Annotated in this window: 17 protein-coding genes and 1 tRNA gene; 4 read left to right on the top strand and 14 right to left on the bottom strand. The window is 35.9% G+C overall.

Going from position 1 to position 21781, the window contains the following annotated elements:
• Positions 1–55: 55 nt before the first annotated feature.
• Genes ACFFU9_RS03535 through ACFFU9_RS03525 form a run of 3 tightly spaced genes read right to left on the bottom strand, consistent with a single transcriptional unit; the run spans position 56 to position 3888 of the window.
• Positions 56–457 (bottom strand): c-type cytochrome, encoded by a 402-nt coding sequence (locus ACFFU9_RS03535; RefSeq protein ID WP_379859992.1) that lies wholly within the window; start codon positions 455–457, stop codon positions 56–58.
• A gap of 15 nt (positions 458–472) precedes the next feature.
• Positions 473–1591 carry a PQQ-dependent sugar dehydrogenase gene (locus tag ACFFU9_RS03530; RefSeq protein WP_379859991.1) on the bottom strand — a complete coding sequence of 373 codons (1119 nt, stop codon included), beginning with the start codon at positions 1589–1591 and terminating at the stop codon, positions 473–475.
• A 20-nt stretch (positions 1592–1611) separates the two neighbouring features.
• On the bottom strand, positions 1612–3888 hold the full coding sequence (locus ACFFU9_RS03525; RefSeq protein WP_379859990.1) for a TonB-dependent receptor: 2277 nt from the start codon (positions 3886–3888) through the stop codon (positions 1612–1614).
• 188 nt (positions 3889–4076) lie between these two features.
• Here ACFFU9_RS03525 and ACFFU9_RS03520 point away from each other — a divergent pair.
• A tRNA-Pro gene (locus tag ACFFU9_RS03520) sits at positions 4077–4151 on the top strand.
• 197 nt (positions 4152–4348) lie between these two features.
• Complete coding sequence (locus tag ACFFU9_RS03515) at positions 4349–6220, top strand: S9 family peptidase (RefSeq protein ID WP_379859989.1); 1872 nt, start codon at positions 4349–4351, stop codon at positions 6218–6220.
• A gap of 92 nt (positions 6221–6312) precedes the next feature.
• Here ACFFU9_RS03515 and ACFFU9_RS03510 read toward each other — a convergent pair whose 3' ends face one another.
• The 8 genes from ACFFU9_RS03510 to ACFFU9_RS03475 form a co-directional block, all read right to left on the bottom strand.
• Positions 6313–7332: a cytochrome-c peroxidase gene (locus tag ACFFU9_RS03510; RefSeq protein WP_379859988.1), complete on the bottom strand. Its 1020-nt coding sequence runs from the start codon at positions 7330–7332 to the stop codon at positions 6313–6315.
• 79 nt (positions 7333–7411) lie between these two features.
• A complete protein-coding gene (locus ACFFU9_RS03505; protein ID WP_379859987.1) occupies positions 7412–8272 on the bottom strand; it encodes an MbnP family protein in 861 nt (286 codons plus the stop codon).
• 49 nt (positions 8273–8321) lie between these two features.
• Positions 8322–8699, bottom strand: coding sequence for a hypothetical protein (locus ACFFU9_RS03500; RefSeq protein ID WP_379859986.1), 378 nt, complete (start codon positions 8697–8699; stop codon positions 8322–8324).
• 1 nt (position 8700) lies between these two features.
• Complete coding sequence (locus ACFFU9_RS03495; protein ID WP_379860111.1) at positions 8701–10683, bottom strand: TonB-dependent receptor plug domain-containing protein; 1983 nt, start codon at positions 10681–10683, stop codon at positions 8701–8703.
• A gap of 5 nt (positions 10684–10688) precedes the next feature.
• Entirely contained in the window at positions 10689–11612 is a 924-nt protein-coding gene (locus ACFFU9_RS03490; RefSeq protein ID WP_379859985.1) for a hypothetical protein, read from the bottom strand.
• 315 nt (positions 11613–11927) lie between these two features.
• On the bottom strand, positions 11928–12293 hold the full coding sequence (locus ACFFU9_RS03485; RefSeq protein WP_379859984.1) for a hypothetical protein: 366 nt from the start codon (positions 12291–12293) through the stop codon (positions 11928–11930).
• Positions 12294–12528: 235 nt separating this feature from the next.
• Positions 12529–13239 carry a DUF4488 domain-containing protein gene (locus ACFFU9_RS03480; RefSeq protein ID WP_379859983.1) on the bottom strand — a complete coding sequence of 237 codons (711 nt, stop codon included), beginning with the start codon at positions 13237–13239 and terminating at the stop codon, positions 12529–12531.
• 91 nt (positions 13240–13330) lie between these two features.
• Positions 13331–14578 carry an alginate lyase family protein gene (locus tag ACFFU9_RS03475; RefSeq protein WP_379859982.1) on the bottom strand — a complete coding sequence of 416 codons (1248 nt, stop codon included), beginning with the start codon at positions 14576–14578 and terminating at the stop codon, positions 13331–13333.
• 500 nt (positions 14579–15078) lie between these two features.
• Between ACFFU9_RS03475 and ACFFU9_RS03470 the strand changes: the two genes are divergently transcribed.
• Together ACFFU9_RS03470 and ACFFU9_RS03465 are read left to right on the top strand one after the other, a co-directional pair.
• Positions 15079–16752, top strand: coding sequence for a BCCT family transporter (locus ACFFU9_RS03470; RefSeq protein ID WP_379859981.1), 1674 nt, complete (start codon positions 15079–15081; stop codon positions 16750–16752).
• Between the two features lie 30 nt (positions 16753–16782).
• Positions 16783–17661: a universal stress protein gene (locus ACFFU9_RS03465; protein ID WP_379859980.1), complete on the top strand. Its 879-nt coding sequence runs from the start codon at positions 16783–16785 to the stop codon at positions 17659–17661.
• Positions 17662–17707: 46 nt separating this feature from the next.
• Here ACFFU9_RS03465 and ACFFU9_RS03460 read toward each other — a convergent pair whose 3' ends face one another.
• From ACFFU9_RS03460 to ACFFU9_RS03450, 3 genes are all read right to left on the bottom strand, one after another.
• Positions 17708–17851 carry a hypothetical protein gene (locus ACFFU9_RS03460; RefSeq protein WP_379859979.1) on the bottom strand — a complete coding sequence of 48 codons (144 nt, stop codon included), beginning with the start codon at positions 17849–17851 and terminating at the stop codon, positions 17708–17710.
• Between the two features lie 134 nt (positions 17852–17985).
• The gene (gene hemG / locus ACFFU9_RS03455; RefSeq protein WP_379859978.1) at positions 17986–18513 is read right to left on the bottom strand and encodes a menaquinone-dependent protoporphyrinogen IX dehydrogenase; all 528 of its coding nucleotides are present in this window, start codon (positions 18511–18513) and stop codon (positions 17986–17988) included.
• Between the two features lie 426 nt (positions 18514–18939).
• Complete coding sequence (locus ACFFU9_RS03450) at positions 18940–21534, bottom strand: chondroitinase-B domain-containing protein (RefSeq protein WP_379859977.1); 2595 nt, start codon at positions 21532–21534, stop codon at positions 18940–18942.
• Positions 21535–21781: the final 247 nt, after the last annotated feature.

The raw sequence follows: 21781 nt of genomic DNA, 5'->3' as shown, positions 1-21781 counted from the left end.
GATCAACAGCTTGCAAAGTTAATCAAAATGTCAGGCTTTAAGCTTGCGATACTTCTTATTTTTCAATTTCCGAAACCTCGTTTTCTGTAATCATTTTTGTATTTTTATTGCCCCAACTGTTAGTGATATAATTCATAACATCTGCCACTTCATCATCGCTTAACCCCAAAGGTGCCATAGTGCCATTGTATGGTTTGCCGTTAACAATAATGTCTCCACTTAAACCATACTTAATAGCCTTAATACTAGCCTTTCTGTTTTTGATAAGATAATCTGATTGTGCTAATGGCGGGTATATTTCTGCGACCCCTTTTCCATTTGGCAAGTGGCATGTTACACAAAAATCGACATAAATCTCCTCTCCCCTTGCAAGACTTGATGCTAAAGCATTTTCTTGAGAATAGCTTGCATTTATAAATGAAAAGGAAACAACAAGTGTTAGCAAAAGTAATTTCATGTTTACTGTTTTTTTTTAATTTTTAGGTATAATTTTAACGATGCCCTTACCCTCAACCGCTACATAAATATAACCATCTGGAGCCTGAACCACATTCCTTATACGACCTGCTTTTTCCATTAGTTTTTCCCGTTTAACAACTTTTCCTTTTTCTAAAACAAGACGTTCTAAATATTGAAATTTAAGTGCCCCCACTAATAAGCTACCACTCCATTCGGGGTATTTATCGGAACTTACAAATGCCATGCCACTTGGAGCTATAGAAGGTACCCAATAGAAAACAGGTTGCTCCATGCCTTTTTTTTCTGTAATATCTGTAAAAGAGGTTCCGCTATAATTTATACCGTAAGATATAACAGGCCATCCGTAGTTTTTTCCTTTCTGGATGATATTAATTTCGTCTCCCCCTTGTGGGCCGTGTTCGTGAGACCAAATCGCTCCTGTTTCGGGATTTTTCACTAAACCTTGCGGATTTCGGTGTCCGTAACTATAAATAGCCTTTTTAGCATGCTCTGAATGTACAAAAGGATTATCCACTGGGATTGTTCCGTCGTCATGCAACCTGTAAATCTTACCACAATCTCGGGTAATATCTTGGGGGTTTAAGTCTCGATCGCCGCGATCGCCAATAGAAAAATATAGGTAACCATCATTATCAAACGCTATACGCGAACCGAAATGCTGTCCCTTTTTAGAATTTGGGCTGGCTTTATACAACTGTTGCTTTTCTACCAATTTATTATCTTTTAGCTTGGCTCGCATGAGGGTCGTATTGCCCCCATCACCTTCCCCTTCCGCAGCAGCGTAAGACATATAGATCCATCCATTTGTTTCGTAGTCTGGATGCAAATGAATGTCCATTAAACCTCCTTGACCCCGTACATAAATTTCAGGAAGCCCTTCAATTCGTTTTTTTTCTCCATTCTTAAAATGAATCAGCTCGCCTGCTTTTTCGGTAACCAACATGCTCCCGTCTGGAAGAAATGCCATACCCCATGGAATATTTAATTCTGAAATAACAAGTTCCGTGGTATACGTTTCCACTTGTGGCGTTTCTGCTTTTATTTCAGATTCTGCCTGTTGTGCGCAGGCATAACACGATATTAAAATCAATACAAAATGAAGATGTTTCATGGTTTTTTTTATAAAATTAGTTAAAACATATAACTTATATTAATTCCTGTGTAATAATTTGTTGGGTTTCCAGGATAATAATACCTAGGAGCAGTTCCTCCAAAACCTGTTGCATTAATAAGAATTTGAGACGCATACTGCTCGTTAAACAAATTATCCAAACCAAAATAAGCATTTAATTTTAGATTTTTGTTAATGCTCTGTTTATATCCTAACTTTAAATTTGTTAAATTATAGGCACTAGTAAAAAGCGAATTGCTGTCTGTTATAGGCATACGCCCAACATATTGATAGTTAATGGTTGCATAAACCCCTAGAGCTGTATCCAAATCCAGCCCTGTATGCAATACACTTGCAGGAACCCCCGTTAGTTTATTACCAGAAAAATTAGTTCCATCGTCGATAAAGTCTTTAAACTTAAAATCGTTGAGTGTGTAAGCCATATAATGGTTTAATACCACCGCCTCTTTTTGTAACCATTGGTGCTTTAAAACAAGTTCTAAACCGTTATGCGCAGTTTTTCCTGCATTAACTCCAATAAATTGATCGTTGCCCACTCTTCGTGCCACCAAAAGATTTCGAATGGCCAACTTATACAAAGCTACGTTAAGTTGTAGGCGATTATCAATAAAGGTTGCTCGGGTACCCACTTCAAAGTTCCAACCTGTTTCTGGTTTTATATCCGTATTAATTAAACCATCGGGCAACAAGGTTTCGGCAGTTGTTGGAGGTGAAAACCCATGGCTTATATTAGAGTAAATACTTATGTTTTTGGTAAACACGTGAGATATTCCGAATTTTGGTGATAGCATGGCTTTAAAATCATAAGCCCCAGACTGGTCTGGCTTAGCATCTATTAAAACCCTGTCATACAAATCATAAGACGTTTTATTAAAATTCAACCCCAAAGACCATGTGGTTTTTTCTGAAGACTGATAATTTACTTCAAAAAACAAGTTGTAATAGCTTCGGTTTTCTTTTAAGTCTGAAAATTTATCCCCTTCAACACTACCCGTACCTAAAGGATAGTTTTGGTACAGGTTCTCAAAATTCCTCGATTTGTAAACATCTTTAAAAAACTCGCCACCAAGTGTCCAATGTAGCTTATCCTTAACGCCTAACAGACGGCTTCTAATCCCAGCTGCTACTGTGTTTTCGGTAAGGATATCAAAAGGTCTGGGTTCATAAGCATCTTTAAACGATGTGAAAACACTGGTTGCTTGCTTAAGACTGTTATTGAATTCATGGTTCCAGGAAAAACCTAAAACACCACGTTGTGCGTCCTCATAGCCTTTAGACTGCGCCCAGGTAAATGCAGCCGACTTAGGCGTGTTTAGATAAGCGTTTTCATTAATAGAACTGGGTATAAACCCCTTTAAACCTACATAACTGGCCAACACGGTAATCTCATTTTTATCATTCAGAAAATGATTGGTATTTATCGTAAAACTTTGTCGGTCGTATGTATTATTATCTCTGTAGCCATCGCTATGTGTATTACTATAAACGGCTCTAAAACTATGCTTTACAGAGCCGTGATTTACATTTAAAACCCCCTTCATTAACCCGAAAGACCCCATAGACAAATCACTTTGTATGGCCGTTTGATTTACATATGCACGTTGAGGCCTTATATGTATGGTGCCTCCTAAACCCGCACCGTAAATACTAGACCCGGCGCCTTTAATTATTTCGAACCGCGAGATAGAAGCCAACTCAAAATCTTCAATAGTGGTTTCCCCATTACCCGAGGTTAGTGGAATATCTTGAAAATACGCTCTAATTTTTGACGTTCCATATAAGTTTCGGGAACCAATCCCTCTAATGGCTATTTTATTGGTGTTTAACGCCCCAGATTGCATAAAAACACTGGGCACTCTATTTATAATATCAACGACATTAATACTGTTACCACGTTCTATGTCTTTTGAAGAAACAATATCAATAGTCGTATTTGCATATTTTAGCTGTTGCGGCAGATGGTTTGTACTCACAATAACTTCATTTAACTGCGAAGGATTTAAATGAAGCTGAACCCTTATAAAGCTAGAATCTGAAATTCGGACTTCCTTTTCTTTATATCCCATTTTTGAAAATCGATAAATCCCGAATCCATATGCTTTAAACTTCCCATTGCTATCTGAAATTAGAAACGTACTGTCCTGTATCTTTTTAATGGACACGTTAGCAATTGACGCACCGTTCTCGCTATCTATAACTTTCCCGGAGACAAATGGTTGAGCCTGAGAATACAATAGACCTATAAAAAAATAGATGATAAAAAATATGGTTTTCAAAATGAAGTAGTTATGTTATGCTGTTAATTAATAAAATCGCACTCTTTTTAATCGTTTTAAAATCTAATAAAGCTTAAATATAGATTTTTTAAAAATTAATCAAAATATAAGTTGGGGTATCGTATAAAAAAAATTATATTTGCACACAGTTTTGGAGGTCTTTTATTTCCCAAAACAGATAACCACTTCGGGGTGTAGCGTAGCCCGGTTATCGCGCCGCGTTTGGGACGCGGAGGTCGCAGGTTCGAATCCTGCCACCCCGACTATTAAAAGCCTAAAAATCTATGATTTTTAGGCTTTTTTTTTATAAACTATCCGCCATTTAAAATCTCTTTTAAAAAACATGGATTTTCATATAAAACAGCAACCCATACATCAAAAAAGACTTCACAATACATGATTCCAAACATCAAATACACCTCTTATGAAAAAGGCACTCCTAATTATAAATGTAATATTAATGAGTAATCTCATGTTCGCACAACAATTAATAACCCCCGAACTCCTTTGGAAAGTACAACGTTTAAGCGTAATGGGGCTAGACAAAGATGGTTCTTATCTGTTTTTTGAAGTAAAAACACCTAATATGGTAGCCAATAATTTCGACTCCAAATATTACAAAACACCTATTGAAGGTGGTACACTCGTAGAAGTTGAAAAAGATGCGGTTATCATTCCCGATAAGAACATTTCCCCCGATGGGAAATATAAATTGTTTCACAAAACGGTTCATATTGAAGATATTAAAGGGAAAGATGTATATAAAGACTTAGAAAAAAGTGAGGTGTATATTTTTTCAGATTTAGACTATCGCCATTGGGATACTTGGCATGATGGAAGCTACAATCACTTATGCTATAAAGAAGTGGGAACAAAGGATGAGTTAGGTATAGATGTTATGCCAAATGCTCCTTACCATACACCTCAGCGTCCCTTTGGTGGCGATGAAGATTATGTTTGGTCGCCAGATAGTAAAAGCATTTACTACGTAAGCAAAAAACGGAAAGGCAAAGCATACGCAACCAGTACCAATACTGATATTTACAAATATAGCCTGGAGACCAAAACCACAGAAAACATAACGGCGAACAATGCTGGTTACGATACCCATCCAGCGTTTTCATCTAAAGGCGCCATGGCATGGTTACAAATGAAAACCGATGGCTATGAAAGCGACAAAAATGATATTGTTGTTTTAAACCAGGGGGTTAAGCAGAATCTAACCGAAAATTGGGATGGTACAGTAAACACTTTTTTATGGGCCGAAAATGGACATGAGATTTATTTTACTGCGCCTGTTGATGGTACTATTCAGATTTTTAAAGTGAATTATCCAGATAAAACGCGTATCGCTCCCGTAGTCGAACAACTTTCTAAGGGTGAATTTGATATCACTAGTCTTATTGCAGAAAAAGAAAACACCTTATTCATTACCCGAACAGATATAAACCATGCTGCGGAAATTTTTAGTTATAACTTAAAAAACAAGCGTTTTAAAGCCCTAACCCATATTAATCAGGATTTATATAAAAGTGTCGATTTACCAAAAGTTGAAAAACGTTATGTAACGACTACAGATGGAAAGGATATGCTGGTTTGGGTTATTTTACCTCCTAATTTTGATGCTTCCAAAACATACCCAACTTTATTGTATGCTCAAGGCGGTCCGCAATCGGCATTAACCCAGTTTTATTCGTATCGTTGGAATTTCCAATTGATGGCTTCTCAAGGCTATATTGTCGTGGCGCCTAACCGCCGGGGGATGCCTGGCCATGGGGCGGCATGGAACCAAGCTATTAGTAAGGATTGGGGCGGACAAGTAATGGACGACTACCTGGCTGCCATTGATGATATTTCCAAAGAACCCTATGTAGACAAAAATCGCATGGGTGCTATTGGCGCTAGTTACGGAGGTTATTCTGTGTTTTATTTAGCGGGCATCCATAATAAGCGTTTTAAATCCTTTATCGCCCATGATGGCGTTTTCGATACGCGTAGTATGTATGGTACCACAGAAGAATTATTCTTTGTAAATCACGATTTTGGTGGCCCATATTGGGATAAAAATAATAAAATAGCCCAAAAAACATATAACACGTTTAACCCTATTACTAAAGTTTCAGATTGGGATACTCCCATTTTAATCATTCAAGGCGGAAAAGATTATCGTGTTCCTATAGAACAAGGTTTAAGCGCTTTTCAAGCAGCGCAATTGCTAGGCATAAAAAGTAAATTATTATATTTTCCTGATGAAAATCACTGGATACTTAAGCCCCAAAATGCTTTGGTATGGCAAAATGAATTCTTTAAATGGTTAAAGGAAACGCTTTAGTTTTTATAGGATACTGATTTATAAATTAGAGAGCACTTAAAACCTAAGGTCTTTACGAAACACACATTATAAAGCTGCCATAAACGTCTGTTCTACTTTTTAATAAACTCACTATCACTCAATGTTTTCATAAAAGATATAAGGGCTATTTTCTCCTGTATATCAAGCGCTATCCTATTATCATTATCTTTAAAAATCGGGTCTAGATTATCAGATTCTAAAACACCATTGTCTAAATAGTCTAAAAGATCCCTTAAAGTAGCGAACTGCCCGAAACTTCCATAAGGCGCTGTGTACTCAACGTTTCTTAAAGACGGCACTCGAAAACTCATAAAATCGGTCATATTACCTGTTACTCTAGCGCGTCCAGCTTCATTCGAGTCTAGATTTAAAGGAAAACCAATCGATCTAAAACTTTGATCGGTAAACAATTCTGTACTGTGACAACTTGCACACTTTTGTTTAAAAATTTGATATCCTTGCGCTTCACTTTCTGTAAAAGTTTCGCCCTCACCTCGAATGACTCTGTCGTATTTACTGTTAGCAGAAATTAAGCTGTATTCATATTGTGAAATACTTTTAAAAATTCTTTCAGGCGTCATTTTATCATCTCCGAAGGTTTTTATAAATAATTCTTTATACGAAGGATCCTTTTGAATTTTCCCAATAACATCTAAAATAGAAGAATCCATTTCTTCATGTGTAATAATAGGCACTAATGTTTGCTGTTCTAACTGAAGTTTACTGCCTTCCCAATTATAAAAAAACATGAATGCTAGGTTTTGTATGGGGGGTACGTTTCGCAATCCAACCCTCCCCTCAATACCTATAGCTTGTTTATTATGATCTGCAAAAGCACTAGATTGCATATGGCAACTTGCACACGAAATGGTATTGTTAGCACTCAACCTTGTTTCGGAAAACAGCTTTTCACCCAATTCAATACCGTACTTAGTAGGTTTATTTTGATTTACCGCAGGATTTAGTTCTGGAAACCCCAAAGGAACGCTTAATATTACTTCTGGATTATCATGATACATCGGCTCGTAATCGTCGTTATTACAAGACATCAATACTAAGATAATCGCTAAAACACTTGCTGTTTTTGCCATATTTAAATGTGTTTGTTTATAAGAAAACCTTAATAAAGAGCCGTCCTAATTTTAAATTTAAAACGGCTCTATACCGCATTTAATTTTCTACACTGCTAATCGAGAACATCCCAGAAGTATCTGTTGAACCATTTCCACCTATATTATCCACAAATATCACCATATTCGCAGCGGTGTGAACACTAGGAACAGCATTCCCCTCCCCCAACTCAATGGTGGTGCTTTGGCCGCTTAATAGCTTGTTAAAATCGGCTTTAATATTAATTATTGGCGCTTTATCACTAACCATTGCAGCCGTAGTAAGGTCTAAAACTACATTTCTATAGGCATCAACCCCTTGTGTGTAACTGCTTTCGTCATCTATATCACCTTCTACAGTACTACCTGTATGGATAGAGAGCACTTTATTATCAGCCCCGTAAAATCCTTCTATTTTCGTAAAACGATAACCAGAACCCCACTCCCAATGCATTGCTGTGTCGTTTGCACCCGCTGTACTATAGAAATTCGGAAAACGAACCTCATCTAAAGTGTTTAGCTCTTGCCTAACCCCCAAACCAAATTTTATCTGAGTATAGTCTCCAACAGGAATATTGCTCATAAGATAACTGAGTGTTTCTGGTTTTGATTGATCAATTACCGTTGCGCCCTTATCTAGGTCGTTCACATTATATGGAACCTCAACTCCATCTGTTTTTACAAGACGAATATGGCTTATTACATATTTAAGTTCAGAAAAATGATGTATTTGTCCAGCTTCCGAAGTATTTACAGTTGCCAAGCTAGACGTGACATCACCAAGAACAATGGTTGTATTTTTAAAAGTATTATTAAATTTTAGAGTCACATTATTAGCAACAGGGTTATCGTCATCACTACTACAAGCCATAACGGCGAATAAAACAGTAGATAATACAAGATATTTTTTGATATTTTTCATTTTTATTTTTTTAAACGGATTGTACATATGTTTAATATTAAATAGGCTTCTAAATAAGGCGTATTAGAGGAGGTGGCACAAAAATCTCCAAATACGGTTCCGAATGTTGATGATCTTGATAAGCTATCCCATTTCGGAACCTTACAAATTTTGGGATTTCTAGTACAAATTCAAAACTAGAAACCAAATCCAAATCGCATATTTTATAGGTAATATTTTTTTGGGAATTGTTTTGGCTCGTGCTTTCAAGTTCCTTTTTTAAATGGCAATTTCCGTGGCATTGCAGTTCTGGATTCTCTTTATTAACACAAAATTTTTGCGTTATAGATTGCTGATTGAGTTTAAAGTGCACCATAACCAATGCTTGTTGAGACGTCGTCAATAAGAACAAAAGCGCCATCCATACACTAAAAACTTTTTTTACCATGTTAGAAATTAACTTTTAAAGACGTAAATATATTACGCCCCATTCTCGGGATATTTCCCCAATCGGCATAGGTGCTGTAATATTCGTTTAGCACGTTTTCTGTACCAATTTGTAAAACCGTTTTTTTGTTTTTTATGTGAAATCTATAATCTGCAGAAAGATTCCAAATGGTATAAGAAGGCGTTTGATTTTCTCCGTACTCTGGACTATAATCTAGCTGTTCTAAATCGCCATGCAAGGACGTTTGAAAACCAAATTTCTGAAGTCCAAAATGCAAAGATGTCTGATAGCTAAACGGACGAATAAACGGTAAATTTTTTCCATTATCATCTTTTCCTCGTGCATACGTTAACGTTCCTTTCCAGTGCAGATCCTTCATAAGGGTATAACTGCTGTTTAGTGAAAAATTAAATAACGTCGCATAATCTAATGAGGTATAGCCCTTCACCCCAACCGATTGATAATTCATCGGACTTCCCATACTTAATATTCTCCCAATACTATAATGTTCAATATAAAAGTAATTTACTTTGGCCTGAATGCTTGCTTTTTTGTTTTTAAATCCTGCACTAGCATTGCCTTCATAAGACACTTCATTCTTTAAATTTGGATTGCCTATATAATCGTAGCGATCAAAACTATTATAGATATAATAGCCATAACCTTCGGAAACTGAAGGCGCTCTGTGGCCGTAGCCAGTTCCTAAGGAAAAATTAAAAGTATTACTATTCAGTTCATATCCCATATGCAAACTTGGCAAAATCCTGGTTTTTTCTTGAGTGGCTCCTGGATGAAAAATCCAGTTGAATTCCACATATTTGGAATGGTTATAGTTCACTCCTAAAGCGCCACCAAAATTTAGTCGACTTCGCTTTGAAACATCCCAAGCATTATTTACAGAAAGTCCAGCAAAAGCTGTGGTAACAGAAGGCCAACTATATGCAAACATGGTTCTTTGGCTGCGGTCTTGTGGATACATTCGCATTTCTGCTAGAGATAGATTATTGTAAGCATTCCATTGTATTTCTGAAGAAAACCGCTCATTCTTTAAATTTAATTTAGATACCAAACCATAGGTAGTGCTCCACCCCGGCATATCCATATGAACCAGATTTTCAGGCCGCGTAGTATCATCCATATAATGTTCTATAGCATTAAAATATAATTTTGTATCCCAAGCCCTTACCAATCCTTTTTCAAACAATTGTTTATAGGAAACTGAAGTAATAAGTGCTCGTGAAAGCCATAGGTCCATAGGTAACGCAGGATATCCCACATCTCTAGCTTCATCGAAGATGGCTTCTACTTTTACAGAAGACAAGTCGCTTGTTTTGTAAGCCAAACCTAAAGAGGTATTAAACTTATTAAATTGCGAATGGTTTATTTCATCATTATTGCCATCTTTATAATCTGTTGCTTTTCGGTAAGACATACTTGCATCTGCAACAAATTTATCGCTAGAATAGGAGATGTTTCCCAGATTAAAAAATTGATTATTATTAAATTCAAAACCTGTTTGATACGCGCCACTCCATTTCTTATAAAAACCAAATGCCGTGCTCTTTCTTTTTAAATCAATGCTTCCTGCTACTGTAGCGCCATGTAAACTGCCCTCCTGTCCAGATTTTATTTCAATAGAAGAAAGTGTATTGCTCTCTACATAAGACGTAATAGGATCCATTTTATCGGTACATGCCCCAAAAACATGCATCCCGTCAATAGTAACTGTAGAGCGCTCTGTACTCATATTGTTAAGTAGAGGTTCCCATGCATAAGCCCCCCTCTTAATAAAACTTATATTATCTGAAGATGCTAAAAATTCATCTACGGTAACAGCCATTTTCATGTCTGTTTCAATTTTCTTTTTCACATAAAAGGTAAGCTTTACTTCGTCTAAAATCTCGATGCTATCTTTTTCAATGGGGATGTTTTGTGCTTGAAGCAATAGTCCTAAAAAAAGAAATATGCATATTACAGGTCTCATCATAATTAAAATAATATATCAATATAAAGTTCACTTTTTTCTCCTTCAATTCCTGGGGTGAAATCTGTAGAAACCGCTGTCCCTTTAACAAGTTGTGCGTTTTGGTCCTGCAACATAAAATTCAAGGTCCAATTCCCTGTCATGGTGTAATTAACAACACCATAATATAAACCATCGCTCTGCTGTGTTAGATCTTGATTATGGAGTGAAGAATGATTACCCATAGAAGGTTCCGGCATTCTTGGATCCAAAAGTAAGGTATACCCATCTGCTTCGGAATATGAAAACTGTGAAGGATCCGGAAAGGTTTCGCTTTCATTTTGAGCTTGGTTGTACTTATAAATACCTGCGACCAATTCGTTTTCTGCAATTTTAGGTTTTTGAGGTGCTATTAAGGCGATAATATACTGTTCATTATCATGTCCTGTAAACATAGTCATACCCAAGTTTTTGTTAGCCTGTTCTGCAACAGATACATGTTGGGTAACCGTATGCTTTTGGTTATTTACAGTAAAAGAAAGGTACAGTTCCCAATGGCTTGAGGAATTGCTTTCGCTAACAAATACAGCATATCCCGAATAATATGAGTTTTCTGAACGATACTCTAAATTATATGAATGCGGGCACGAGACCGTATTGCCTGTCGTAGTAGTCATTATGGGAAGGAAAGTAACTTCTGAAGCATTTATAATGGCATTTGTTTGGGTATTTATAATCTTCAAACGGATGTCGTTATAACCTTTATAAAAAGTTCCGTTCAAGGCTTCGATACGTATCTCAAACTCCCCTTTATCAATAGAGAGTACTTCGGTAAATTCAAAATGTTCGGTTACTTCTGTACTTATTTCAGCTTCATAGTCGGTTTTGTCCACGGTACAAGACGTCACTGCAAAAAGAATTGCAATTATAAAAAAAATATTTTGGTTCATTATTAATGGTATATTATGTTAAAAAAGATAGACACTTTAGCAATACGGTATAAATTGACCGATTCTTTTTTTAACCAAAAGAAGGCGTCAAATTAAGCAACGGTACAATTGCTAAAAGAAAACAAATAGAAAACTTTAAGATTAAGTATAAGCCTTTATTTTAGTTGACCAATACAAGGTTAGCTGGCGCTGTTCTTGTTTTTTTTAAAAAATTTATCAATTAAAAAAAACATACAACACAGTATAACCAAATCATACACGATTTAATTAAACCCAAATTCTACAATCTGTGAAGCTACTATTCTAGTAAGAAATTTAAGATAAAGGAGGGTGAAAAATAAAATCCATAAAATCGAATTTATAAATTTTATTATAAGATGTGTTTATGCTCAGGTTTCGATCTGGTGAAAATGCAACCAAAGTATCAAAACAGAGGTCTTGAAAAAAAACAATATCATGTTCTGCTGAAGATGCCTGTTTTTTTTCATTACCATTTTCAGAATGGGAAGCTTTAGCCAATTCTTTTTTTAAATAGCATTTTCCATTACACGCTAACTTAGGAGCATCTTTATTTATACAAAGTTCATTTTTGATATAATCATAAAAAGCAGCATATTCCACTAATGGAATTATGGGCTTTAAAAGCATGAATAAAGACAAAAATAGTGTTGCGGTTTTCACAGGATAAAAGTAATGGCTTTTTTGTAAACAACCAAACATGTAACCGCCAGAATTATGTAGGATATCATTAACCTATCTCAGCATAAAACACAAAGGGAAGCGTACTGGCTAAAGCTCGTAAAGCATAGGCGCCTCCCAAAAAGCGTTAAACAAGAAAGAGTCGCACCAAACACGTGTTAAAAGATATTATCCTAATGGCAAATGTGCTTACTCAATACTGTTTTCAAATAAAACACTATTCTCTTATGCGCCATATTTCATGGATAGGATCTCCTTTACTAGACAATCCTGAATGGTGCCAATGCCCATCAATTAGATCAAACTTAAACTTTAAACGAGCCCCTACCCTAGAGTCGTCCTTAGAAAAGAACTCAATATTTTCGGTATATACGCCATTAACAGTTGTATAAGTCCCTCCGCCTGTACCCATAAATTGTTTGGTACCCGTATGATATGCTATCCATTGAAAGCGTGTTCCAGACAGAATTTTCATAGTTTTTCTTGGCCCACCGGTATCTCTTAATTGTGTTTCACCATCCTTAACTCGGCCAGACATTAACCATGCGCCTTGCAATAGCCCAGGGGCGCCATTATCAATCTTTTTAAACTGTTTTTTTTCATCAACCTTTTCAAAAATTGAATCTGAAACTGCCACTTTAAAACTAAGTTCTTTTCCAACAAGACCTGAATTATCGGTATCAAACTCTATCGTTTCGGTTATAGAGCCTCCTTTTAACATCCATGTTCCTCCTTTTGAATGAATGAACTGACCCGTGATTGCATTATAGGTGGTGAGAACTTGATATCCATCAGAAAAAATAATGACACTTTTGTGTTTCTCACCATCTTTAGAGGTGTGATATGTTTCCCAAGCACCAATAACGGTTTGTGCTTTAATTCCAAATGATAATAAAATACAAGCAAGCCATACAATTGTTTTTTTCATGATATATCGTTTATGTTAGATAGCATATTTTTTATAAATCCATAACACATTTTATAGTTTACACCAAGTACTTAATGCCACTGTTTTGTAATCAGATATTTATAGCACCTTTTAAAATTAAGGTTTCAAGCACATCATTTTTATTTCCGGTTTTTTTCTCTTCTTCAACAAGTATGGCAATCGTTTGAGACAATAGGCCAAAAAACTCATTGGATTCTGAATGCTTAGACAACCTAACAAGTGTAGGGATTAAACCAGAGAAATCAACACCATGAATATCGGTGTACGGCCACGCTTGGCCATTAATAAAAGGTGTTAGATATTTTACAGCAAGTGCCAAGCTCTTACCTTCTTCCGTTTTGTAGTGCCACATATCCATCCCCACCTGACCTCCTATCACAGCAATACCGGTTAACGCATCTAAGTTATAGCAACTATAAAAAAAAGACCTGGTACGCTGTAGTTCATGAGTTTGCTTTCCTTCAAAATCCAGCTGTTCTTCAAGGCTTTGCTGCGCCAAAGTAACCATCTCTTTAACCAAGGGTTCGTTTCCTAAATAAAACCCTAAAGTAGCGACTTGGAATTTATACCAAGAACCATGGTTGTTTTGTTGATTGTTTTCTTTTTTACCTAATGTACTTTCCGTTAACCAAGTTATATAATCAGAAAGCCATTTGTTTAGTTTTAGGGTATCGTTTTTGGTCCAATGTGGTGATTTTGAAAGTAAAACTAAAGCATTCGGTACTATTTCTGCTATAGATTTTCCATCTAATATACCAGAAGGCCTTCCTTTTGAATAGCCTGGTACACTTTGTGCAAATTCTAAATGCGGTTTCATATGGGTATCCTCATCGAGAAACCATGTTTTTAACATGCTGGATGCCTTTTTTGCATAACGCTCATCATTTGAAAAATAGTAAGCCAGACTTAAATTTTCAACTCCTTTAGCCATGGTTCCCAACCGCTTCCTATCTACTGCGTCTGTTTGTGTTTCAGGGTTAGTCTCACCGTCTTTACGAACCCAAGGCAATCCATTAGGCGTTTCTGGATTTGGCCACCAATACCGACTAATACTTAAATAATCGTGTTTGTTCCCGGTAGGTGGCTCAATGGTTTTAGCCATTACCGTTGGATTTTTTATATCAAGAAACGTATCTGCTTTTAAAAGCAGTGCCCTATATGCAGCATGTGTTCGTTCTGAAGCTGTGCCATCATGGATTTTTTGTTTAACTCTTGCTAAACCTGTAGTATCTATCGCAATAGGCGATACAGCAAAACATGTGTTGCTTAATAGAAAAAACAAGATTAAAACATATCTATGTATTTTAAAGGATGCCATTTTGATAATTTTTATCTAATATATTACTATTTTAATAAATTTCTGTTTTTATAACCCTACAGTTTTCATCCCATAAAAAATACAAAGCATTACCTCGCTTACTTAGCCAGTAATGTTGTTTATAATTTTTCACCATAGTAAGGTATATTATACTAGGAGCGCACTCTTTAGCATCGGCGATCTTATCAATGAGCCCGTTCTGGCGTCTAGTGGCAATAAAAACATTTGTAAATCACATTAAATTATCGTATTATATCCCTCTATAACATTTTTAAATATCACTATGAAAATTCTAAAGTTCCGTTTTATTACAATTCCAAACTGGCATACCTGTAGCAGTATTCATATTTCGTAACGTTCTTTTTTTTATTCTAAATTTTATTACCATTACTCTATTTAACCTGTTTCAAACGAATATCTATAAGCACCTTTTAAAGCTGTCTTGATCTTCCTAAACAGAAAAATAAGGTCATTTTCATTTATTAAAAATCAATTTTTATATGTCGATTAAAGTCACTCGGAAAGAAAGCACCTCTACATTTCTAGGCCTAGTAATTAACAAAACGGTTTTTTTTTCCGCTATTGCGGTAGTTATTTTTAGCATTGGGTTTACACTCATATTTGAAAAAGAGGCTGAGCGCTATTTTGCAATTGCTCAAGATTTTGTATCTGCACATGGTGGTTGGATTTACACTTTAGCCGCTAATCTGTTTATCATATTTTGCCTATACATGGCATTTGGAAAGTTTGGAGGCATTCGTATTGGAGGCGAAAAAGCAAAACCAGAGTTTAGCTTGTGGGCTTGGTTTGCGATGCTCTTTAGTGCTGGAATAGGCAATGGACTCGTGCTTTTTAGTATTGCCGATCCTGTGCGCGATTTTTTAAATCCGCCACGCCTTGCAGGAGAAGATCCCGCACTTATTGCACAGGAAGCTATTAACTTTTCATTTTTACACCACGGCATTCATGGCTGGGCAATCTATTCTGTAGTAGGGCTTTCTTTAGCCTATTTTACATTTAATAGAAAAATGCCGCTTACCCTACGTTCAGCATTCTACCCTTTATTAGGAAATAGAATTTATGGATGGATGGGCGATATAATCGATATCATGGCAGTAATAACCACACTTTTCGGTTTGGCAACGACGATTGGATTTGGTGTTGGACAGATTAACTCGGGACTTACTCATGTTTTCGGGGTTCCCAGCGCTTTGTTCTATCAAGTTATCATTATAATATGCGTAACACTAGCAGCCACAATATCAGCGTTTAGTGGAGTAAATAAAGGGGTCCAAATGTTAAGCAAGCTTAACGTAAGGGTGGCAGCAGCTATATTTTTACTGGTATTAATCTTGGGGCCAACAACTTTTATTTTTAAATCTTATATACAGAATCTCGGGAGCTATCTGGTTAACTTTATAGATATGTCTACCTGGACGGAATCTTTACGTGGTACCAATTGGCAAAAAACGCGAACCATCATGTACTGGGGATGGTGGATCTCTTGGTCGCCATTTGTTGGCACCTTTATAGCCCGTATTTCAAAAGGAAGGACTATTAAAGAATTTATTCTTTGTGTGTTAATATTACCCGCGTTGGTTACTTTCTTGTGGTTTAGTGCGTTTGGAGGCACCACCATGCGCGATATTCTTTTAGGTGATACCGCTATGATTGCCGCCGTAAATGATAATATTTCAACAGCGCTTTATGTGTTTTTTGATAAATTCCCACTGGCGATAGTATTAAAATCATTAGGAGTTATTCTTATATGCAGTTTTATTATTACATCTGCCGATTCGGGAGCTTTGGTTATTGATAGTATTACTTCTGGCGGAAAACTAAAAACCCCACGCTTCCAAAGAGTCATATGGGCCGTTGCCACAGGTCTTATTGCAGCTGTTTTGATGTATGGTGGCGGGCTAAACGCTTTACAGACCGTCGTTACCATCTCTGGCCTACCTTTTGCTGTTTTATTGATTATGATGTGTTTTTCTTTGCTTAGGGGCGTTAAGGAAGACTATCAAAAATCGGAGCGTAAAGAAAAACTTTTAGAGAGAGAAAGCTATCGAAAAAACATTCTCCATCTAGTAAATGAAGAACGGGAAAAGAAAAATCTAAAGAAAATTGAACCCGAAGAACAGACTAAAAACAAACGAAATACAACCGACCTATAACCTATTCTTAAAAATATTTAAGTTAAAAAAATGACAAAGAAAATAAATTTAGAAAATGATTTAAAACTGATGGTTGCTTTGGATCTTACAGAAATGGATCCCATTCTTTTAGGATATGTGAGCTTTCTTTGTAAGGTGTGGAATATTGAGCACCTATACTTTACCCATAATATTAAAAAATATAAATTATATGATTTATATGATGATTTTTTAGAAGAAGGTATCACCTTGGAAGACATCGTGGATCGAAGCTTAGAGAAAACAGTTGCTAAGCACTACACAGCCTCTGTTCCACATACGGTACTTATTACTTCCGATGATTATACCGAAAGTATTTTAACACATCTTGCTGAAAACTACAAGATCGATATAATGATTACAGGAAATAAGGATGAATTACAAGGCACAGGAGCATTAAGTCAAAAATTGGTTCGTATGCTTGATGCCCATGTGCTATTAGTTCCTGAAGAAGCTAAACACATTATGGAAAACGTTTTGGTTCCAACCGACTTTAGCTCTGCTTCAGCCAAATGCTTTAAAGTAGCCAACAGTTTGGTAGAGCGGTCGGGCGGTAAAACCGAAGCCTTACACGTCTATAACATCCCTTCTTTTTTCTTTCCTTACATTAATACAGAAAAAGCAATTGACAAAACCAAGCTGCATTTAAAGGAAAAAGTAAAGCTATTTCGAAAAAAATTCAAACTATCTGAACAGGTTCCTTTTAAGTATACCGACAGAAGAGACCTGTCTGTGGTAGAAGCCATTGAACTTCATGCTGAAAAGGGCGATTTTGATATTATTGTAGTTTCGGCTCGAGGCGGAAGTACTATAACCTCTCTATTTGTGGGAGGTATTACTAACGATTTATTAATAAGAAATAGAAAAATGCCCTTACTCGTTATAAAATAAACGATATCATTCATTTTTATATTTAAAAGCCCTCTAAAATATGTTTTTAGAGAGGCTTTTCTCTTTTGTAAACCAATGCCTCTTTATTTAATACTTTTAAAAATACTACAAAACCACTGGTTAATATGGTAGCGCTTTCTTTTTCCGTTAAATTCTCATTCCAATTTATAGTTTTGAAACCGTTTCTCATAAATCATATATAAGTTTTAGTCTCAGGTACAGTTTTATTCAATGGATTACTCGAAATTCTTCCAAACAGCCACATATATCATTTTTGCAGGATTAATAACACTTTACCTTCAGTTTATTATGTTGAGTGTCTTCTTAATGGAAATTCATTTTATCAGAGAAATCTTTCACTCTTTGCCAGTCTGTATAGTCAATCGGTTTTTTAGATTTTGTGGGGCCGTTGGTCATTTTCATAATCAGCTTAATCATTAACCTATCTATAAAGGAATAAGCATCATAATCCAACCGTCCCGCAAAAACATCTATTACTTTAGGTTTCCAGGCTAGCCGTTTAAAGTACTTTACAACATAAGGATTGCTGTAAAAAGTATTTTTATCTTGTTTTCTTGCCACTAAATTAACGGAAAAAAACCCTGTTTTAATTTGATTTAATTCCATCTGGTGTTTTTCAATAAACGTTGTAACTTCTTTTCTATGTTTTCCGTATCTAACACTAGCCCCAATAATTACCCTTGAATATTTAGATATAGCATCTGTAAAAGACGAAATTTCCATAAGGTCTACCTTAAATCCCGAGTTTTCTAAATGCTGAGCAATTCGTTGGCATATCTTAAAGGTATGTCCGTCTACTGTAGAATATAGTATAGCTACTCTCTTGGTCATTTTCAATCTATTAGTTCCATTTGTCGCTTCACATACTCAAGATAACACAATTTTTTAAAGTTAAACCATTCCTAACGATAATTACCCGAGTTATCGATTTCCCTTGTAAAATTCCGAAAAGGCTTTCGTCTGTTCGTGCTTTTATCAATCGATTTTAAAGTTTTGTGTTATCAATATGTTCTGTAAAGTCCGACATAATCTTGAATGCTTCATGGACCCCATTCCCTCGCATACCATGTTATCTGTCTGGTTAAAATTTATTTCTACCAAATCCATCTTCTCGTGCTTCTGTATCGGCGTCACGCCACCTATCTTCAATTATTATGGTTTTCAAATTTCAAAAAAAATCTACCCCATACACTAGAATAAAAAAAAATCGTCTAAAATTCACATTCTAGACGACTTTCTTTATACTGATAAATGATTTTAGTTTTCCACTATAAATACTTTGGATTGACTTACTTGCGATTCATCTATAATCTTTATAAGATATGTGCCTTGTGCTAAAAACGAAATATCTAAATCAACCGCTTTTAATGGATTGGCTAATGACTGCTCTAAAACCTTTCTTCCATCAAAACTATACACTATAACTGTTTTAACAGCTGCGGTTTTCGAACTCACATATAATACCTGTTGTGCTGGGTTAGGATGTATTACAACATCGTTTTTACCCCTAATATCCATATCCGGTACAGATAAGCTTGGTGTACCATAAAATTCAATTTCTGTAATCGTGTTCCACGCACTAGACGCTTGCCCAAAACCTATAATTTTCACATACTTAGTACCTGATGCCACCGAAGGCAACATAAAACTCTTAAAGGATGCATCAGCATTACTAACTAAATTGCCACTACCAGGAAAAGCATTTGTAAAGTCGGCAACATCTGTTCCTGTAGATGAGGTCCAGATTTGCAAATAATATGTTTTACCATTTGTGGTAGCATAATCTACAAGTTGTAAATCGAAAGCGCCACCTAAATCGAATATAATTTCTCCAGGCAAACCAACCGCAGGACTCATGCCCGACCATTGCGTACCATGATCCTTATCTAAAGTATTAGGCGCTATATTATTTTTGCCTTTAGTTGCATCTATTTCTTCATCAAAGACATAGCTTATAGAAACCTTATCATTTACACCACCATCGTTAATCAGGCTTAAACCAGCTTTTGGATCGGCTGCCGCCTGTGTTATAGTAAGAGTTCTCGTTAAAGCACCTCCTACTACAGTCACCACCCCTGTACGCGAAGTAAAAGCTGTATTTGCAGTGGTAATCACATTAAACGTCCCATTATCAGCTCCATCAATGGGGGCAATGGATATCCAATCACTATCATTAGTCACAGTCCACGCAACATTTGAGGTTACTGTTACCGTTTGTGATTCACCAATAGCACTAAATTCGGTTAGTGTCGACAGGTATAACGATTCAAACTCCTCATCAACTTCATAAGCATTAGGACCAACATCGGTAGATGTTAAAGGTTTAAACCGTACACTTTCGGTGCTAAAATGATCTGCTCCTGGGTTACTAATAAGCGGTCTTAATTGGCCCTCAATATCATAATCAATCGGTTCAAGTGTAACTGCATTAGGATAAAGCGGTGTGGTTATTGAAGTTTTCCAAATTCCTTCAGTAGCATCAAAAACTAAATTAGGATTCTCATTTATTACTTTCGTAGCATCAAAAGAGGTTGTGGTAGCCCCCAATAATACTTGTGCTGTACCCGTGGCGTGCATTAAATTATTAATCCAAGTAATTTTATTACCTTGATCATTATCGGCATCTACAATTTCTACTAAGCCATTTTCAGAACCTGTAATCAAATTATTAGCGATGGTGATGTTGGCTAAATTTTTAGAATAGCTATTATTATTATCATAGCCAATTTCGATACCATGGCTGTTGTTTACCAAGGTATTATAGGCAATAAGCACATTTTCTGCTCTAAAATGCTTGGTTAAAGAAGAACTTTCTCCATCTATCGCATCCCCTAATGTTAACGTTATAGGGGCATCCCAACGCGTACCATTCAAACCTTCCATATAGTTGTTAATAATCACATGATCTTTACCATAAATGCGAATACCACCTGTGTAAAGAGAAGCGCCATCTGGAGATATCCCAACGGGCTTATTCCCACCAAAAAAGTAATTACCCTCTACGCGGTTTCTATTCCCATGACGTAATGATAATGTGCCATAGCTTTTTAAGAACGTATTGTGCCTAATAGTATTATCACAAGATTTAACAGATACAATTTCTGGATCGCCATCACAATCTTCAAACAAATTGAACTCCACAGTGGTATACCCACTAGATAAAGACATATCACTCCAGCCAATTCGTATAGATTCTTGCTCGTTGGTGGCTCTAGGACTGTTATTTTTAAAATAATTATGATCTATTCTATCGAACTGAGATTGCACCTTTTGATCGGTACCATCTACAGTAATGTAATGCCCAGGCATTGTTTTATTTTGAAAAACATTATGATCAATACGGTTATGATGGCTTAAAAATTGATAAGGAACCGTTCTATCATCCCAAACACCTCCAATATATACCCATTTTGAAGATGAAGTTTGAGCGAGTTCAAACACATTTCGTGTAATACGCATGTTATTACACCCTTCTAATTTCACGAGAGTACTTACAGACCCTGAGCAATTAAAAACAAAGCCTTCTAAAGTAATATAAGATGATTTTTTAAAAGGAACATTTGACTTTCCAGTAAATATAACCCCGCCAATGGTTTCTGCTTTGATGATGATTGGGTTAGCTTCTGTTGCCATGTTTTCAAAAGTTCCAGAAATATCATTATAAGTTCCATTTTTAAGTATAAATGTACCTCCTGTAGTTGTGGCATTAACAGCGTCTTTTAAACTAGACCAAGAAGTGTAGGTGGTTTGGGCACTTAAGGACGCTAAGCTTAAAAAAAAGCATATAGCATAAAGGGGGATTTTAAAAATCCTTGAACAGGACGTTGAGAAAAGAGTAGTTTTTTTAGTCATTTTAATATTGTTTTAAATTGGTAAACCAAATTGGTTTTCCAAATATAAGCTAATAACTCTCAATTACAAAAAAAAAAAAAATGAATTAACATACTATATGAAAATACAATACCGCTTTAGATGAAGTGATAATATTTTGCTATAACACCCTGAAAAACAGGCGAAAAGAAGAAATAATATACATATAAAAAACGCATATCATCGATTATTTTGATGGGGTTGACAAAATTTTTAATAATTACTAATC

The organism is Mariniflexile ostreae, assembly GCF_042427585.1.
In the GTDB taxonomy this organism is placed as follows: domain Bacteria; phylum Bacteroidota; class Bacteroidia; order Flavobacteriales; family Flavobacteriaceae; genus Pseudalgibacter; species Pseudalgibacter ostreae.
Note: the sequence above shows the minus strand (reverse complement) of the source record. Positions and strands in the feature narration are given on the sequence as shown.

Coding starts and splice junctions, on each gene's coding strand:
- ACFFU9_RS03510 (WP_379859988.1), bottom strand. CDS start 7,332: ATGGCAAAAACAGCAAGTGTTTTAGCGATTATCTTAGTATTGATGTCT.
- ACFFU9_RS03460 (WP_379859979.1), bottom strand. CDS start 17,851: ATGAGAAACGGTTTCAAAACTATAAATTGGAATGAGAATTTAACGGAA.
- ACFFU9_RS03495 (WP_379860111.1), bottom strand. CDS start 10,683: ATGAGACCTGTAATATGCATATTTCTTTTTTTAGGACTATTGCTTCAA.
- ACFFU9_RS03490 (WP_379859985.1), bottom strand. CDS start 11,612: ATGAACCAAAATATTTTTTTTATAATTGCAATTCTTTTTGCAGTGACG.
- ACFFU9_RS03450 (WP_379859977.1), bottom strand. CDS start 21,534: ATGACTAAAAAAACTACTCTTTTCTCAACGTCCTGTTCAAGGATTTTT.
- ACFFU9_RS03505 (WP_379859987.1), bottom strand. CDS start 8,272: ATGAAAAATATCAAAAAATATCTTGTATTATCTACTGTTTTATTCGCC.
- ACFFU9_RS03480 (WP_379859983.1), bottom strand. CDS start 13,239: ATGAAAAAAACAATTGTATGGCTTGCTTGTATTTTATTATCATTTGGA.
- ACFFU9_RS03530 (WP_379859991.1), bottom strand. CDS start 1,591: ATGAAACATCTTCATTTTGTATTGATTTTAATATCGTGTTATGCCTGC.
- hemG (WP_379859978.1), bottom strand. CDS start 18,513: ATGACCAAGAGAGTAGCTATACTATATTCTACAGTAGACGGACATACC.
- ACFFU9_RS03500 (WP_379859986.1), bottom strand. CDS start 8,699: ATGGTAAAAAAAGTTTTTAGTGTATGGATGGCGCTTTTGTTCTTATTG.
- ACFFU9_RS03470 (WP_379859981.1), top strand. CDS start 15,079: ATGTCGATTAAAGTCACTCGGAAAGAAAGCACCTCTACATTTCTAGGC.
- ACFFU9_RS03475 (WP_379859982.1), bottom strand. CDS start 14,578: ATGGCATCCTTTAAAATACATAGATATGTTTTAATCTTGTTTTTTCTA.
- ACFFU9_RS03515 (WP_379859989.1), top strand. CDS start 4,349: ATGAGTAATCTCATGTTCGCACAACAATTAATAACCCCCGAACTCCTT.
- ACFFU9_RS03535 (WP_379859992.1), bottom strand. CDS start 457: ATGAAATTACTTTTGCTAACACTTGTTGTTTCCTTTTCATTTATAAAT.
- ACFFU9_RS03465 (WP_379859980.1), top strand. CDS start 16,783: ATGACAAAGAAAATAAATTTAGAAAATGATTTAAAACTGATGGTTGCT.